Source organism: Spirosoma sp. (assembly GCF_026391055.1).
Lineage (GTDB): Bacteria > Bacteroidota > Bacteroidia > Cytophagales > Spirosomataceae > Spirosoma.
In genome coordinates, this window is the sequence record NZ_JAPLET010000026.1 from 887,688 (window position 1) to 901,906 (window position 14,219).

The 14,219-nt window shown below is 48.9% G+C and carries 16 protein-coding genes; 2 read left to right on the forward strand and 14 right to left on the reverse strand.

Features of this window, described 5'->3' with window-relative positions; all coding sequences use genetic code 11:
- Positions 1-10: 10 nt before the first annotated feature.
- From NT073_RS27155 to NT073_RS27195, 9 genes are all read right to left on the reverse strand, one after another.
- Positions 11-1,939 (reverse strand): CocE/NonD family hydrolase, encoded by a 1,929-nt coding sequence (locus NT073_RS27155; protein ID WP_297380067.1) that lies wholly within the window; start codon positions 1,937-1,939, stop codon positions 11-13.
- A gap of 132 nt (positions 1,940-2,071) precedes the next feature.
- Positions 2,072-2,233, reverse strand: a complete 162-nt coding sequence (locus NT073_RS27160) for a hypothetical protein (RefSeq protein ID WP_297380069.1) — start codon at positions 2,231-2,233, stop codon at positions 2,072-2,074.
- Entirely contained in the window at positions 2,202-2,777 is a 576-nt protein-coding gene (locus tag NT073_RS27165; RefSeq protein WP_297380070.1) for a zeta toxin family protein, read from the reverse strand. Before NT073_RS27165 ends, NT073_RS27160 begins: the two co-directional genes overlap by 32 nt.
- Positions 2,778-2,799: 22 nt before the next feature.
- Positions 2,800-3,000, reverse strand: a complete 201-nt coding sequence (locus NT073_RS27170) for a helix-turn-helix transcriptional regulator (protein ID WP_297380071.1) — start codon at positions 2,998-3,000, stop codon at positions 2,800-2,802.
- Positions 2,997-3,470 (reverse strand): hypothetical protein, encoded by a 474-nt coding sequence (locus NT073_RS27175; protein WP_297380072.1) that lies wholly within the window; start codon positions 3,468-3,470, stop codon positions 2,997-2,999. Before NT073_RS27175 ends, NT073_RS27170 begins: the two co-directional genes overlap by 4 nt.
- 147 nt (positions 3,471-3,617) lie before the next feature.
- Entirely contained in the window at positions 3,618-3,944 is a 327-nt protein-coding gene (locus NT073_RS27180; protein WP_297380073.1) for an L-rhamnose mutarotase, read from the reverse strand.
- Between the two features lie 39 nt (positions 3,945-3,983).
- Complete coding sequence (locus NT073_RS27185) at positions 3,984-4,769, reverse strand: SDR family oxidoreductase (RefSeq protein ID WP_297380075.1); 786 nt, start codon at positions 4,767-4,769, stop codon at positions 3,984-3,986.
- 108 nt (positions 4,770-4,877) lie between these two features.
- On the reverse strand, positions 4,878-5,858 hold the full coding sequence (locus NT073_RS27190) for a type I phosphomannose isomerase catalytic subunit (RefSeq protein ID WP_297380077.1): 981 nt from the start codon (positions 5,856-5,858) through the stop codon (positions 4,878-4,880).
- Positions 5,859-5,945: 87 nt separating this feature from the next.
- Positions 5,946-7,310, reverse strand: a complete 1,365-nt coding sequence (locus tag NT073_RS27195; protein WP_297380080.1) for an alpha-L-fucosidase — start codon at positions 7,308-7,310, stop codon at positions 5,946-5,948.
- A gap of 522 nt (positions 7,311-7,832) precedes the next feature.
- Between NT073_RS27195 and NT073_RS27200 the strand changes: the two genes are divergently transcribed.
- The gene (locus NT073_RS27200) at positions 7,833-8,393 is read left to right on the forward strand and encodes an RNA polymerase sigma factor (protein WP_297380082.1); all 561 of its coding nucleotides are present in this window, start codon (positions 7,833-7,835) and stop codon (positions 8,391-8,393) included.
- A gap of 54 nt (positions 8,394-8,447) precedes the next feature.
- Here NT073_RS27200 and NT073_RS27205 read toward each other — a convergent pair whose 3' ends face one another.
- The 5 genes from NT073_RS27205 to lysM form a co-directional block, all read right to left on the reverse strand.
- Positions 8,448-9,530 carry a M20 family metallo-hydrolase gene (locus tag NT073_RS27205; RefSeq protein ID WP_297380084.1) on the reverse strand — a complete coding sequence of 361 codons (1,083 nt, stop codon included), beginning with the start codon at positions 9,528-9,530 and terminating at the stop codon, positions 8,448-8,450.
- A gap of 108 nt (positions 9,531-9,638) precedes the next feature.
- The gene (locus tag NT073_RS27210) at positions 9,639-10,523 is read right to left on the reverse strand and encodes a serine protease (protein ID WP_297380086.1); all 885 of its coding nucleotides are present in this window, start codon (positions 10,521-10,523) and stop codon (positions 9,639-9,641) included.
- Between the two features lie 168 nt (positions 10,524-10,691).
- Complete coding sequence (locus NT073_RS27215) at positions 10,692-10,979, reverse strand: hypothetical protein (protein ID WP_297380089.1); 288 nt, start codon at positions 10,977-10,979, stop codon at positions 10,692-10,694.
- Between the two features lie 100 nt (positions 10,980-11,079).
- Positions 11,080-11,991, reverse strand: a complete 912-nt coding sequence (locus tag NT073_RS27220; RefSeq protein WP_297380092.1) for a DUF937 domain-containing protein — start codon at positions 11,989-11,991, stop codon at positions 11,080-11,082.
- A 188-nt stretch (positions 11,992-12,179) separates the two neighbouring features.
- A complete protein-coding gene (gene lysM / locus NT073_RS27225; RefSeq protein ID WP_297380095.1) occupies positions 12,180-12,647 on the reverse strand; it encodes a peptidoglycan-binding protein LysM in 468 nt (155 codons plus the stop codon).
- 221 nt (positions 12,648-12,868) lie between these two features.
- Here lysM and NT073_RS27230 point away from each other — a divergent pair, with 221 nt between their 5' ends.
- Positions 12,869-14,215 (forward strand): SGNH/GDSL hydrolase family protein, encoded by a 1,347-nt coding sequence (locus NT073_RS27230; RefSeq protein WP_297380098.1) that lies wholly within the window; start codon positions 12,869-12,871, stop codon positions 14,213-14,215.
- Positions 14,216-14,219: the final 4 nt, after the last annotated feature.

Genomic DNA, 14,219 nt, shown 5'->3' on the forward strand with positions numbered 1-14,219 from the left:
TGTTTTGTCTTTACTTCAATACCTGCACTTCAATAACCGAATTGTCGTACACTCGATGCGTGGCTTTCTGAAAATCGGCAACATCCGCTTTGTAGATATTCTCCACATATTTCTGCGGATTCCGGTCGATGAGCGGGAACCACGTGCTTTGCACCTGAATCATGACCCGGTGACCTTTTTTGAACGTATGCAACACATCCTGTAGTCGAAAATTCACGTCAGTCACCTCGCCGGGTTTAAACGGCTCCGGCTTCTCGAACGAGTTGCGAAACCGCCCACGCATAGCCTCCGACCGAACCATCTGCTGATAATTACCCAGGGTAATGTTTCGGTTAGGCATATACGGATGGTTCGGCTCATCGGGCGGGTACACATCAATGAGCTTCACTACCCAGTCGGCGTCGGTGCCCGTCGTGCTCACTTTGAGCTTCGCCATAATCTCTCCACCCAAGGTCAAATCCTCCGTCAGTACCTCCGTCTGGAAGGTAAGTACATCCGGCCGACGACCCGCAAACCGCTGATCTTCGGACATGTAATTAAACGGCGTAAAGCCCTGAGTCGTCGTGATATCTTCGGTATACGGAACAGGTTTAGCCGGGTCACTGACGAACTCCGAGAACCGGTTGTTGCCAACGTCCATTGTCCGGTTAGTGGCCAGGGTGCCATCCGATATCAGGAAAAACTGTTTTTGGGAAGCGTCGGCCACGGGCCATTTGTCGAACGTTTTCCACTCGTTGCGGCCGGTGTTGAAGAGGTACGCTTCGGGCAAACCGCTCTTGCCATCGCCTGCTCCTTTCAGGAAATGGGTGAAGAACTTCGCTTCGATATTCCGCTGGTAAAATGTAGCGATGCTGTCGCCAAAATAAACGTTGCTGTGCAGCGTATGCCCCGTTTCCCGCGACCAACGGCCATGCCCGAACGGCCCCATAACCAGCGTATTGTATACACCGGGGCTATTCTTCTCAATCGTTTTATACACGTTCAGCGGCCCGTACAAATCTTCGGCATCGAACCAGCCGCCCACCGTCATAACGGCCGAACGAACGTTTTTCAGGTGCGGTAGAATACTCCGTTTCTGCCAGAACTCGTCGTAGTTGGGGTGATTGATAGTTTCCTGCCAGTAGAAGTTATCCTTGTAATATTTGTCGGCGTTTTTCAGCGGCCCCAAGTCATATTGCCACTGGAAACCGTCTTTTGTTCCCGTCTGAATCATCTGGTCGTTGTACCAGGCTTTGGTTGTTGGCTCGGGATGCTGCACGCCAAACACAGGGAACGTGAACAGATACGCCTGAATGAACGCACCGTTGTGGTGAAAATCGTCGAAGAAAAAGTCGGAAACGGGGGCCTGGGGCGACGCAGCTTTCAGGGCGGGGTGTGCATCTGGCAGAGACGCGGCCGTGTAGAATCCCGGATAACTGATGCCCCACTGCCCTACCCGACCGGTATTGTTCGGTACATTTTTGAGCAGCCACTCAATGGTATCGTAGGTATCGGAACTTTCATCAGGTGAGCCTGCCGCTGAAACGGTGGTCTGCCCTTTCTTACCCCCTTTTTTGGCAGATGCCGGAGGGTCGGGCAGGTTGGGCGTCATGTTGGTCCAGGTGCCTTCCGACGCCCAGCGCCCCCGCACATCCTGATACACAAAAATAAACTTCTCACGCATGAGCGTTCCCGATGGACCCACCTGCGCCGGGTAGGCATCGGCACCATACGGGGCCACGCTATAGCACGTCCGCTGCATCAGGAACGGGTATTTTTGGGTAGCCGATGCGTCTTTGGGCACATACACGGCGGTATGCAGTTTGGTGCCATCGCGCATGGGGATTTTGTACTCGAATTTCTGGTACGTATCGCGGACAAAGTTGCCGGTCGATGTCAGTTGCGCGTGGGCGGGAAAGACACATGCCATCAAAAGCAGTGCGTAGAGCCAGTATCTCATGGTTATTGACCAGTAGTAAGGGAGTTGATGGTTGTAAATATAGCGATATGCATCAGATAGGCTACCAATAAAAAACGCCTGACTAATGCAGGCGTTTTCAACTCGTTTGGTAAGCTGACTAGGCGGGATGCTCTATAAATCACGGGCTCTGACATGAACGGGTTTGCCGTCGCGTTCCACGACCAGGGTATCATCGTCTCGTTTTGCCTTTTCAACAACTTTTTGAACCGCCCGGCGTATTCCTGCCAATACGGCTTCATTGCTAGGAATTGGTTTCACCTGACTTGCTTTCATAATTCAGAATGGTTTTCCAAATGTCTTTTTTTAACACAATAGTTTCGCTATCAATTCCACCCGTAGCTACCGTCTCCGCAACTATTCCAGCATTATTGAAAACGGCAAAACAATCACAAACAGGAACATATAGTTTAGTGAGGTTAATCATACTTCGCCCGTATCGTCTGTCTATAACATCCGGTGGAATATTATGTCCTCCCCGAGAAACGCGCATGGCAACTCGCTCCTTTGATACTTCGGCTGAAGGTAGCCAGAAATAATAAAGACTTACGACATAACCCATTTTTTGTGCTCTTCGTATCGTTTGCACATACGAACGAGTAGACAATGTTGTCTCAAAAGCGAAGTCAACTTCTTGCTTCATGAGGTGTTCAATGCGCTGCAACATAATCCGTCCAGCTTCAAAAGCTGCTGCATCAGGCTTAAATGGTGAAAGTCCCCGAGTGATCTCGTCAGCATTGACAAACTCCCACACATTCAATACCTCCGGTAATAGTGTATACGCAGCGGTGGTCTTCCCCTCCCCATTGGGTCTGGCCATGATATACAGATTAGGCATAGCGTTAATCGGTCTCTTCAAGCGTAAAGATATGCTCTACGGCCTTGCCGAAGACCTGCGCCAGTTTCAGAGCCAGAATGGTAGAAGGCACGTAACGCCCGGTTTCAATCGAGTTGATCGTCTGCCGACTAACGCCAATTCGATCGGCCAGATCAGCCTGCGACAGGTTGTGCTCCGCCCGCTCTACTTTCAGTCTATTCTTCATAAAGCCAGCAGGTTAGTACTGTTCCGATGAATAAGCCAGCGAAACCGAATGATAAAGACCAGCAACACCGTGAACATATTGTAGATCATGACATTGAAAAATGCTTCATCGTAGACGGTCAAAATGGCGATGGCTAAGACGATGTAGTTCGCATATACGCTCCATTGTAGCGCTTCGAGCCGTAGCTGGCCAATCATTTCATCTTCTACTTTTTCGCGGGAGAAAGCAATTAGCATTAAACCAATGATCACTCCGATAGCCGCTACTTCGTCCGTCAGATCCTGGTTATCCATTAAGTGTGTTACCGAATGACCAGACGTTATGGTAAATGACTCACTTAGCCACCGAGCAGTTAACCAGCCAACCTTAAAATCTGCATACATAGCCGCAAACCCCAAGATTGCTGACGGAACAAAAACAATCCAGCCAATAAGCCGGAAGCGATGCGGGAAAAGCCACTTTGTTTTCATAGATATGTAAAGTTTATTTGACACACCAAACGTAAAGTTTATTTTTCAAAATGTCAAGTTTATTTTACACAAGTAGTATAAAAAAGGCACGGGTCAATACCCGCGCCAGTATTCCAGCATGCACAGGAATAATGCCTATGCTTGCATTTACATTTTAAAGATTTCTTTCATCAGCACCCATTTTTCTCCCGGCTTCGCCATGGGCAGGGCTTGTTGGTAGGTCCACATCAGGTTTTCCCACTCCTGCACCTTCGGGTTAGCCGCGTCGGCTGCGGCTTTGGCTTCGAAGGAGAAAGTCTCGTCCGTTTCCATGATCATGAACATCCGGTTGCCAATGCGATAGATCTCCATCTCGGTAATTCCCGACTCGCGGATGCTGGTTTCAATCTCGGGGCGTATCTGTTTATGATAGGCTTCGTATTCGGCAATTTTAACGGGGTCGTCGATCAGATCGAGGGCAAAGCAGTAACGCATAAAAGGGGTACGTAAAGGGTAGTGACGGTTCGGTTACGATTAATCGGTAATGGCCCGGTCGAGGTGGGTGTAGCCACCGTCGACGTGTACGAGTTGCCCGGTTGTATGGCTCGATTTATCCGACAGCAGGAACGCCACAGCATTGCCTAGTTCTTCGGGTGTGGTCATGCGGTGTTCCAGCGGAATTTTCGAAACGATCTGTTTTAACTTCTCTTCCGGATTGGGCAGGGTTTTAATCCAGTTAGCGTAGAGCGGTGTCCAGCTTTCGGCAACCACTACGCAGTTGACCCGGATTCCATAGGGCAGCAATTCTACCGCCCACTCACGGGTTAGCGCGCTACGGCCTCCGTTCGATGCGGCATAGGCCGACGTGTTGCCCTGCCCCGTTTCGGCTACTTTTGAGCCAATATTTACGATAGGCCCTTTCGAGGCTTTCAAGGCGGGTAAGGCATGATGGGCCATCAGGTAATAATGCACCAGATTTTTGTGCAGTGACGCAATGAACCCTTCGTAAGAACCATGCTCAAGACCAACGCCGTCATTGACGCCCGCATTATTCACCAGCCCGTCTATCCGGCCAAACTGAGCCAGTGTTTGCTCCACGGCGCTCTGACAGGCCACGGGCTCGGTCAGTTCCGCGACGATCTGATGCGCCTGCCCACCCGTAGCCCGAATGGCATCTACCGTATGTTGATTATCAGCTTCATTACGCCCAATAATTACGGGAATGGCGCCTTCTGCGGCCAATACCTTAGAAATCCCTTCGCCAATACCTTTGGCGCCACCGGTAACGATGATGACTTTATCGTGCAGGTTTAAATTCATGGATTAAAACGTTAATAAGGTTCAGAAAAAACCCGAGACGAAAGAAGAAAGACAAGTCCGGGCCTTTTCTCCTTTCGTTTCGGGTGGACAAACTACGACAGACTCGTTTTAAGGGACATACGTTTCAAGCACCGTCATATCGCCATCGGGCACCAGTGTCACTGTATCGACCGATGCAGGAATCAGGGCGCACTGGCCCATTGTCAATGAAACCGAGTACCCCCCCGGTGCTTTGATGGTGAGCGATCCGGCTACGCAGATCAGAATAACGAAGGAGTCGATGTGTGTATAGTCATGCTCCACTTCCTGATTAAAGTTCAGGACGTTGGTAACGAAATAATCACTCGCAACAGCATTTACGCTTTCGTTTACCTTTTTGTCGTACTGCGTTTTATAGTCGTCGTAATGCTTGTAATTAATGGCATCGACAGCCAGATCGGTATGCAATTCGCGTTTCTGCCCGGTGGTAGCGTCGACTCGGTCGAAGTCATAGATGCGATACGTTGTATCGGATGTCTGCTGGATTTCGGCCAGTAGCAGCCCTTTGCCAATGTAGTGAACCCGACCGGCGGGCAGGAAAAATACATCGCCGGGCTGAGCCGATTCAATGTTGAGCAGATCCTGAATGGTATTGTCGGCCACGGCTTTTACGTACTCTTCTTTGGTCACCTCGCGGTTAAATCCCGAGTTCAGTTTTGCGCCCTCATCGGCCTGCATGATGTACCACATTTCGGTTTTACCGAACCCACTTTTCCGTTCGGCGGCCAGTTTATCATCGGGGTGCACCTGAATGGAGAGATCATCGTTGGCGTCGATGAACTTGACCAGCAGCGGAAACCGGTTACCATAAGTGTTGTACACATGTTCGCCCACTAGTTCACCTTTGTACTGCTCAACCAGTTCGCGCAGGGATTTTCCTTTTAGCGACCCTTCCTGAACCACAGAAACGTTTCCTTCTACGTCAGACACTTCCCAGGTTTCACCACAGTTAGGCAATGGCGAAAAGTCTTTACCGAGGATGGCGTTAATTTTCTGGCCTCCCCAGATTTTATCTTTAAAAATAGTTTCGAATGTAAGCGGATACAGCATAGTAATGTGTACGTATTGACAAGGATGAGTAATGATTAGCTGAGTGATAGCCCTTTTAAATAACCACTGGTATTCTGTAATTGTTGATTACTCTCCGGACGAAGCTTTATATACACCAATTTCGGCCAGTTGTACCGGCCCATTGGCGTTAGAAATCAGCAACCGCAATTTAGACGACGTAACAGCCGGAAAGCGTAAAAGCCGCTTGTAGCCTACGGTCGTAAATGTCTGGAGCGGCTTCCAGTTCGAGCCGTCCCAATACTCGACACGACCGCTGGCAATGCGCTGCCCGTTGGCAATATTTTCCTGAATGGCTATCCGGTCGAACGATTTTTCTGCGCCAAAAGTAATGACAAGGGGCTGGTTAGCCGATAATGTGGTAAACGTCGTCAGTTTTTTATCGGTTAAAGACGGCTGCCCGGCCACGAGGTTCTGCTTAAAGGTTTCATCAAGAATACGTCGGAACGCCCGCAGACTAGCCACGTCCGGCTCCGAAAGCAACCCATCCCGATTTGGCGGAATATTCAGCAACAACAGGCTATTACGGCCTACGGACTGATAATAGAGGTTTACCAGATTCTGGGCCGAACGTACTTTCGAATCTTCGGATGGGTGATAAAACCAGCCCGGCCGGATAGACACGTCCGTTTCGGCCGGAACCCATTGCCTGCCGGTGGCATCGCCCCGGTTTAAATAGCCTGGATCGGCCTTACCGGGTGCCAGCCCCTCGGTGTTTATGGTAGACCAGCATGTTTCACCGGCATTACCGGCTTCATTACCGACCCAGCGAACATCGGGCCCGGCATCGGAAAACATAACCGCATTGGGTTGTAATTGACGAACCAGCGCCCAGTAACCAGCAAAATCGTAGGTCATATCTTTAGCATTATCGCCTTTGGCCCCATCAAACCAAACTTCGGATATGGGTCCGTAATTAGTGAGCAACTCACGGAGCTGACTTTTGTAAAAGTCATTGTAAGCGGCCGTGCCATAGCGGGGTTCGTGCCGATCCCAGGGTGACAAATAAACGCCGAATTTCAGGCCAAATTCGTGGCAGGCATCGGCCACTTCTTTAACTACATCACCTTTACCATTTTTCCATGGGCTGCTCTTAACGGAATGATCGGTCATTTTTGATGGCCAGAGACAAAACCCGTCATGGTGCTTGGCGGTGATAATCGCCATCTTGAATCCAGCTTCTTTTAAGGCTTTGATCCATTGACGGGCATCTAGTTTGGCCGGATTAAAGATTGCAGGGCTTTCGGTTCCATCCCCCCACTCCTTATCCGTGAACGTGTTTACGGTAAAATGCAGAAAAGCAGTTGTTTCCAGGGGTTGCCAGGCAAGCTGCCGGGGTGTAGGTCGAACTACACCGCTTTTTTCCTGTGCGTAGCAAACGAATGAACTTAACAACAATAGAGTATATACTACTGTGCATAAAAAACGATTCATAGCATTAAACGTAAAATACGATATCATATCATGTTTATTTATTAGAATAAGCGCTACGCAAAAATTTTTTTAGTTTATATTATGCTGAATTTTAGATACTTCATCAGCAAATAGCTTACAACTCAACATAGTCTGTTAAAAACCCTTGCATTAAATTACCATTACTCAACGCCATCCAGCTTATAAATTAATAAACCTGTTCACTTGGTTAGCTAGAAAACACAAGAAGTACCATTTCCCACTTTCAGTAAATACAATGACAAACCACCAGCAGCAAATGTATTGTACCTGTATATATCATACCAGCATTCTGTTTATTCCCCCATAAACAAACCTGTCGACAAACGGAGTGTCTTTGCCATTCTCTTCGTAGCAAAGCTTAGCTGCTAAATAACGTGAATTTGAACTCTATTTACTACCCGCTGCCAACTACGCGATTTTCAGGTCTTTACCAGACCTATGTTTATTAACTTCCTCTTACCACCGTTAAAACTTGATACACACCCATGCTTACCTTATTTCATGAAAAAGCAAATAGTACCTAATAGCCCCGTAACTACAGAAACTGACCAACTCTCTATTTGTACTCTGGAGAGCTTCGACACCCTTTACAGTAACTATGCCAGTAAAATCCACCAAAAATGCCTGACGATGATCAATGACGACGAAACCGCCAAAGATTTTACGCAGGATATTTTTCTTAAAGTTTATACCAAACTTCATACATTTCAGAACCGGGCCTCGTTTGCCACCTGGATTTATGCCATTGCGCATAACTACTGCCTGGATCAGATTAGAATCAGCAAACGGTTCAGCAGGGAATCGCTGTCGGATGATCTGATCGGTGAACTGCCCGAAAGTGACAACCAGGAGCCCGAGGTTACTCGACTCCATGTTCTGGAACTTCTTTTGAAGGACTTACCCATTCATGAGGTAACTATGTTACGGCTCAAGCACGAGCAGGGTTTAAGTGTCAAAGCCATTAGCCAACAGTACCAACTATCCGAAAGTGCCGTAAAAATGCGCCTTAAGCGAACACGGGATAAGATACAGGGCCTGTTGGACAACCAGTGCTACGCTTAATCCTACACTAATTAAATGCCGTCGGGAATATGCTTCCGACGGCATTTTTATAGATCAGACTACCTGTTCCAGCATACTGATATAGCCATTTATGCCTTCGTCAATTTCGCGCAGGTAAATGAATTCATCTGCCGAGTGCGACCGTCCCGAGTGCCCGGGTCCGCATTTAAGGGATGGGCAGTTCAACACCGCCTGATCCGATGTGGTTGGCGAGCCGTACGTATGTCGACCCAGGGCAAGACCTGCCAGTACAATTGGATGATCATCGGGGATAGACGACGGCTTAAGCCGGATTGAGCGCGGTTTTACTTCAGCCTGTACATTGGCCTGAATCGTTTCAATGACTTCTTCAAGGGTATACTGCTCGGTCACTCGTACATCCACCGTAAATGTGCAGGTATCGGGTACAACGTTGTGTTGAGTACCCGCATTGATAATTGTCACAGAAAGCTTTATTGGCCCTAACGTGGGCGAAACCTTAGGAAATTGGTAGGTTGTTAGCCAGTTTATATCCTGAATGGCTTTGTAAATGGCGTTATCTCCTTCGTCCCGGGCAGCATGACCACTAATACCCCTTGCCGTACAATCGAGTACCAGCAGACCCTTTTCGGCAATAGCCAGTTGCATTTCGGTTGGCTCACCAACCACGGCGAAATTGATAGGTGGTAGTTCGGGCAGTAATAGTTCCAGCCCGTCGCGACCTGAAATTTCTTCTTCGGCAGTGGCGGCCATCACGATATTGTACTTCATGTCGGGCCGGTCATAAAAATAGGCGAAGGTAGCCAACAGAGAAACCAAACACCCGCCTGCATCATTACTGCCTAAGCCAAAGAGCTTCTCGTCACGTTCGAGCGGCTCAAACGGGTCGAGCGTCCAGGACTTGTTAGGCTTCACCGTGTCATGGTGTGAATTCAGCAGGATCGTTGGCTTGGCCGCATCGAAATGCCGGTTACTGGCCCAGATATTATGTTTAAGTCGCTGGAAGGGAATTTGCTTATTCCGGAAAAACGCTTCGATTTCAGCCGCCGTATTCGCTTCCTCCCGGCTGAACGATGGAGTCGAAATGAGCCGTTTGAGTAGGGTTCGAGCATCACTGAAAAGCGTTGCTTTTTGAGTTGATATGTCGGTTTGAAGCATAAAAAAAGCGTTGACCGCCCAAATATACGGCCAACGCGACGAAGTCTCTTTGCTTCGGGTTTTATCAAATCATGTAATCAGCCCGGCCAGCAAGCCAACTCTATCTGACTAAGCTTCATAAAACTTCACCTTTTTTTCCCGCAAAAAGGCTTTGATGACGTCTACATGAACGCACTGGCCAACGTTCAGAAAGGGGTAGTTTGACACCCGGCTTCTGCGGCCGTTAACCAGTACTTCCTGATCCTCAATGTCGAAGCCAAGATGAAGATGGCGCGTGGCGGATTGCATGCCGTAGATAAGTCCGTTTGTATCGAACAAAGGCCCCCCACTCTGCCCCCGCAGGCCCGGTGTACTCAGTTCAATCCCTGTAATGGCGCCATTATCACCCGTCAGCCGGGTTACAATTCCGTCAATCGGGAAACTGGGCGAAGTAAGACGTCCCGATGTGGTCCACTCAATGTCGTCGATGGCTGGATTGTATCGGAAGTTGTTGAACTCAGGAAAAGGGTAGCCTAACCGGCATAAACTCCGGCCCGGTTTAACACGGCTGGTATCGCCCAGAAAAACGGCGTGCGAGCGGTATAAAAGTCGGTTGTAGCCCTCAAAACGCAGCAGGGCAAGATCCTGCGTAGGATGGTGATCTATATTTAATTTCTGAAACTGGTCAACGCAGCTGATAAAATTGTTTCTTACCCGGATGATCGTATCAGGTGTCAGCTTGAATTTGTTCTCTAACTGGCTGATTAAGTGAGCTGCATTCTTTTCCCGCAGGGCTTCCCGACGTTCGCCCTGAAACTCCCGATACTTGTAGTAAATCGGCTCGCTCTGGCGGATAAGTTCGGCAACATGTTTACAAGTAATAGCGCATCCTTCTTCATTTATAAAAAAAAGAGTGGCCGTACCCGGTACTATTTCATTATGACCATAAAGCCGAACGATAGAATGCATCGGCTGGGTAAACGGATTAACGCGTTCAATGGCGTCAACAAACATAAAAATGTATCGATAAATGAGTCTGCAAGTTAATCAATCCAGAGTCACTTATCGGCCATACCCGCGTACAAGGCAGACATAGGGGCTTTTTTTCAGACAGGGCTACAGCACGGGCAGCGCGTTGCCTTGCTTTTTGTGCTGTAGTCCTGTCTGAAAGCAAATTTTGCTTTAATTTTTGGGCGTTACTTTCACCTCCGCCGGAACGGCTGCACCCCGGTCTCCGCTATCGGGTGGAGCCTGTTGAGGAGCATTCAATGCGTTGTTGGTCGTGTCGCCCTGCCGGCCAAATACGGAGCTGTCGCTAGCGGCAGTGGTGTCGGTCATGGTTGCCTCTGTGCTATTTTCCGAGGCATTTTCACTCTTTTTACCGGAGCAACTCCAGAAGGTCAGGCTGGAGCCGACGAGACAGGCAGCCAATTCTAAAGATTGAAGCGGTCGCATGCGGGTATGAACCATAGCTTTCAAACGTTAGCGTAAAGTATACCAGTTAATCAAATTGATAGTTGCTATAGCCGAGTGCTTCCTTACGTTTGCTCGTCGTGGCCCTTTTCAAGGCTTATTTTTTGATAGCTGATGAATCACGTATGCCGAGTGCACCAGGAGCCGTTGAATCCTTTGCCTGCCCATGAGCTTCCTGAATACTTCTTTTCGTAGCCGCTGATGTATCCTCAACGGCGTTGGACTCGACGCGGGCAGTGGAATCGGTGCTAATGCCATCCGTACCATTCTGATTTTCGCTGCATTTCTGAATAAGCAACGCCAACACCAACACAGCAATGGCAATCATAGCCCAGCGAAGCCAGCGCACGTTCTCATGTCGTCGATCACCATCCGGACTTTTAGGAATATTGGGGTTAACGACGGTTCCGCTGAAGTTATCCGTTCCCTGAACTTCGGTTTGTTGCCCGGCCGGGGTAATGAGTTCGTCAAACTCCAGTAAACTATGTATACCGTCCAAACCCGTTGGAAGGGATTTCCTGAACTCACTTGCCTGCCCGAGCATCAGGGTTTTTAGATTTTCGGCTGTCAACCCCTTTTCCTGTTCCTGACGCCCCAGAACGCCCATGAGTACAGAAGCGGCCAGACCAAGAACAGTCATGGCCGATTGAGGCTTTGTTCCGCTGTATACGCCAATCAGTTCGGCAGAACGAACAAGTTTATCACCAAAAATATGATCCAGAAATTCGGTATCCGCGTTGGTAGCCTCTGATATTGCCTGTGGCGTATCAATGACCTGACTTATATCCAGGGGTGTCCGGCCATAGTCTCCTTTGTCGAGAAAACTAACGATTGAGCTTGCTCCCCCGCTCGACTGCACCCGCCGGGTTAATGCTCCGAGCAATGTGGGCAAAACGCCGTTAACAGCTTTCAGCGTAGTTGCGGGCGATTCATTGAGGGCAGTACTTAATTTATCGATTACACCGGGTGTAAACTGTTCTTTAAGGTAATTTAATAGATGAACGGCCATGACATTTCGTTGAGTTGAGATACATAAAACCGACCATCTGACTGAATGTTCTATTTTAACTCGGGAAGTGAGTGAGCATGCCCGTAAGCGGTCAGTTGGTGAATAGCAAATGACAGGCCAGTAACAAATAAGTGGCTGATGTCAGCGCACTACGCTTGCATCAGCCACTTATACCCTACTACTTACTATTACAGCTGCGGGATCCGTAATACCTGATCGGGGTAGATCAGATCGGGGTCTTTCAGCATGGGCTTGTTTGCTTCGAAGATGACGCCGTATTTCATAGGATCGCCATAGACTTCTTTCGCTATTTTAGACAGCGAATCGCCGGATTTTACCGTGTAAAACTTACCTTCTGGCGTAGGCTGATCGACAGAAAGCTGATTATCAACGGCTGATACGCCTTCCACGTTACCAACGGCCAACGCAATTTTTTCGGCATCCTCCTGCGACTTTACCGAGCCAGTTATCTTAACTGTATCGCCTTTTGTCTTAACGGTCAGTGTGTTATAAGCCAGCCCCAATTGCTTAACGTGGTCGAGCAACGCCTGAGCACGTACTGGCTCAACAGCTTCTGCCTGCGCCGGAGCCGGAGCTACCTGATCCTTATGAAAGATTTTTTCGCCTACACCCTTAAAAAATGATAAAAGACCCATTGGTTTAGTATAGTTTTAATGAAACATGTGTTTATGGCCAGCAATTACGCTAACGCATTTCTGACAAACAACAGCCAAGGTCTAACGTTTGTTTAAAAACATATACTTAATACGAAAGCGCTCTAGTAATTATAACCTATAGTATATGCATAAAGGCTTTACTTTTGCGTTCTTTTCCTACACGTTTTCACTCGTTTTTACAATCAACAACACGTATACGAATGCTATTTAAAAATAGGTCTCAGTGGGGGCTTGTCTTCACCATACTGGTCGGTCTTGGCGCCTGCACAAACAACGATATTGATCCGACCGGAGGCAGTACTGCTACGCCAACCAAAGGCAGTGCTGACTTTACTAAATATGTGGCGGTAGGGAACTCCCTCACGGCTGGCTACGCAGATGGTGGTCTTTATCGGGACAGCCAGATCAACTCTTATCCGAACATTTTGGCGGGCCAGTTTGCGCTGGTTGGTGGTGGCAGTTTCGTGCAGCCGCTGTTTACGGAAGCACAGGCCGCCGGGTCGGGCTACTTAAAACTAATTAAGGTCCCTTCTCCCACTGATCCGTCAAGCCTGCTTTCATCCATCGGTCAGGTTGCGCCCGGAGCGGCACGGGGCGGCTTTGCCGCCGGCAATATTCCTCTGATGACCAAGTTTACCGATGCGAATCAAAATCTGGGCGTTCCGGGTATTCGTGTATCCGACATACTGACGCCCAATTACGGTTCTACCCAGGGAAATGCGTATTTCGAACGGTTAATCGCCAACCCGCTCACCACCTATTTTCAGTACATGAGCGATAACCTGAGCGGAGCTACGTTTTTCTCGTGCTGGCTGGGTAACAATGATGCCCTGGGCTACGCCACTTCAGGCGGAGACACCCCTTTGACGCCAACGGCTTTGTTTACCACAAACTTCACGGCCGCCATGAACAAACTAACCGAAGGTGGTCGTAAAGGCGTTGTTATAGGCATTCCCACCATTACAACGTCACCTTATTTTACAACGCTGCCGCTATCGCTGGTACTGGCGCAGCTGAATCTGGTGCTAAGGCCAACAACGCCCCTCACCGCTCTGGTCATTCAGACAGCCAATGGTGTTCGGGCCACGCAAACGGGCGATTTGCTCATGCTATCGAACGCCCTCGATTATGCCAACATTGGCAGCACATCGGTAGGCACAAAAGTGGGGCCTTATGGTCTTAGCATCACCAACCCCCTGCCGAACAAGATCGTTTTGGATGCAGGTGAAGTAACCGCACTGAACGCAGCCATTAGCACCTATAACGGCATAATGAAGGCGCAGGCAGATGCCAAAGGGACCGCCTACGTTGACCCCAACACCATCCTGAACCAGATAGGGTCGGGCACAGGTATTAGCCAGAATGGCGTTACTTATACGTCCAGTTTTATCCAGGGGGGCGTATTCAGCCTCGACGGCATTCACCTTACACCCGCAGGTTATGCGCTGATGGCGAATGAGATTATCAAAGGAATCAATGCAAAATACGGCTCGACCATTCCGGCGGTTAACCCTGCCAACTATCGCCGTGTGTTACTGCAACAATAATTAC